This is a genomic window from Aquiflexum sp., assembly GCF_041749095.1.
In the GTDB taxonomy this organism is placed as follows: Bacteria; Bacteroidota; Bacteroidia; order Cytophagales; family Cyclobacteriaceae; genus Aquiflexum.
On sequence record NZ_JBGTCA010000474.1, the window covers coordinates 1 to 2,190 of the forward strand.

Annotated in this window: 3 protein-coding genes; 1 reads left to right on the forward strand and 2 read right to left on the reverse strand. The window is 40.6% G+C overall.

What is annotated here, in order from left to right; genetic code table 11:
* Both ACEW8O_RS21575 and ACEW8O_RS21580 read right to left on the reverse strand, forming a co-directional pair.
* On the reverse strand, positions 1 to 615 hold a 615-nt coding region (locus ACEW8O_RS21575), incomplete at its 3' end, for a DUF1080 domain-containing protein (protein WP_373496700.1).
* Between the two features lie 173 nt (positions 616 to 788).
* Positions 789 to 1,424, reverse strand: coding sequence for a DUF1080 domain-containing protein (locus ACEW8O_RS21580; RefSeq protein ID WP_373496702.1), 636 nt, complete (start codon positions 1,422 to 1,424; stop codon positions 789 to 791).
* 211 nt (positions 1,425 to 1,635) lie between these two features.
* On the opposite strand from ACEW8O_RS21580, the gene ACEW8O_RS21585 reads away from it, so the two are divergent.
* Positions 1,636 to 2,190 (forward strand): DUF2911 domain-containing protein (locus tag ACEW8O_RS21585; protein WP_373496701.1); only part of this gene is annotated, 555 nt, incomplete at its 3' end.

Here is a 2,190-nt window from a genome sequence, read left to right on the forward strand (position 1 = left end):
GTGGTGAATGATTGAATCTCCCAATACCAAAAAGTCAGCCACCACCCATTGTTCTCCATGATAGGTTTTGGAGTTGGAATTCATGCAATGTGGAGTAAACAGCTCCCCATCGATCACCACATTAGTTCCAGGAGTGCAGAGGTTGCTTGTGGGTCTTTCGTTTTGTCCATCACCGCCAAGAAGCTGCCCCTCTATGGAAATTGGGAAATCCTGGTCTTTGGTCATGGTTTCCGGAGCTTGCCCATGGAGCATCACGCCTGAGTTTCTCAAAGCCCAACCTTCCCCACCGGGTGGCTGCTCTCCCACAAACCGATATTCTACCCTTAATAGATAATAAGAAAAAGGATCTTTATAAAAAATATGTCCGTATTGTCGGTCAAAATCTTCATACTCATCATACCTTACTTTCATCAACCCATCTTCCACCCTGAAGGTATTGTTGTAATTTTCTTGATATTCGTGCTTGGAGATTTTGATTCGCCAATCCTCAATATCCTCCCCATTGAACAGGGATTGCCAGCCATCTTCAATATTCTTTTCTTTCGAAGTATTATGTGGAAGCTGGGAACAGGAAAAGATCAAAAAAAGAAGGCTGGTAGTAAGCAGGTTTTTCATTGCTGAAATTTTTGGATTGGAGATAGATACCTCTCCAAAGTGTTACCGGATTAAAAGTATACAATGCCTTTCTCTTTCTTATAATCCAGAAAATCGCTTCTGTTAAAAAAGAAAAAACCATAAGGTACTTTTTCCTTTGTATCACTTCTGAGAGGGAGATTTAGTGCAAGAATTTACGGCAATGGCTTAACCATAATATCTTTATAGTAAATCACGCTTTTGGGATCATGGGCCTGAAGGGCAAAAGTTCCGCGGTCTATCTTTTTTTCCCCTGCGTTATCCGGTCTGTTTTTATCTTCAGACTCAACATATTCCACAACCGTTTTGCCATTGATCTTGACAGTTACTTTATCTCCCTGCACAATGATGTGCTCCGTATACCATTCGTTGTCTTTTACATGGACTTCCTTCACATCATCAAAGGAATACAAGCTCCCTGTTTTCCTCCAGTCACTGTGGGATTGGTTTACCTGGACTTCATAACCTTTATCCGGCCAGCCATCTTCCTGATATTTTGTGTGAAAAAAGATTCCGGAATTGGCACCTGGTTCTGTCATCACTTGGGCTTTGAATTCAAAATTTTTGAAATCATGATTCATCACCTCGCCGACATAGAAAAGGTGAGCTCTTGGGCCATCTATTTTAATCACACCATCTTTAATGGTAAAGGAATTGGAGTTTTCATTGACTTTCCATCCATCAAAAGTTTTTCCATCCCAAAGGGGTATCCAACCGTCTTTATCTGCTTTTTGAGCGAATGCGGCAAGTGAAATGAGACCTAAGACACAAACAAGTAATATTTTTTTCATCATGGTTCTGTGTTTTTATTTGATATTTCTCCCAAATTACCATTTATAAAGATAAAGTGTCATAGAAAATGGATAAATGGTTTCAGAATAATTTGAGCCCATTCAATAATCATTTTTCATCCGAGATAAAAAAAAATCAAAAACAACATTTTAAAAAGCTTGTTGTATCTTCACCAATTAATTATCTGATAATATACCTAAAACCAATTTCATGAGAAGCGTTAAACTTTATTTTATTGCCCTTACCCTTATAATGTTTTTTGCCGCCACTGTCCAAACCCAGGCACAGCTTCAGGCTCCCGCTGCCAGCCCTGCGGCCCAAGTTTCCCAAAATGTTGGTTTTACCAAAATCAGTATTGACTATTCTTCACCCGGGGTGAAAGGAAGAACAATTTTCGGTGAGCTTTTGAAGTATGGGGTAACTTGGAGAGCCGGGGCAAATGCTCCCACTACAATAACATTCAGCACTGGCGTAACTATCGGTGGGGAAAACCTCAGTGCCGGAAAATACACCCTTTTCATTACGCCACAAGCTTCCGGTGACTGGACTATTCACCTCAACAGCAAAGGTAATGCAATTAACGCCTACACAACCGATGGGAAAGTGGATGAAGCTGCCCTTGCCAAGGATGATGCCGTTGCTATCAAAATAACACCTACAATGGCTTCCGACAACCAGGAAAGGCTTTCTTATACCCTCTCAGCGGAAAACAACAAAGTTGCAAAAGTGACGATGGCTTGGGAAAAAGTAAAATTATCCTTTTTG

Bases quoted from the DNA above. Each gene is read 5' to 3' on its own strand.
- ACEW8O_RS21580 (WP_373496702.1), bottom strand. From the start codon at position 1,424: ATGAAAAAAATATTACTTGTTTGTGTCTTAGGTCTCATTTCACTTGCC.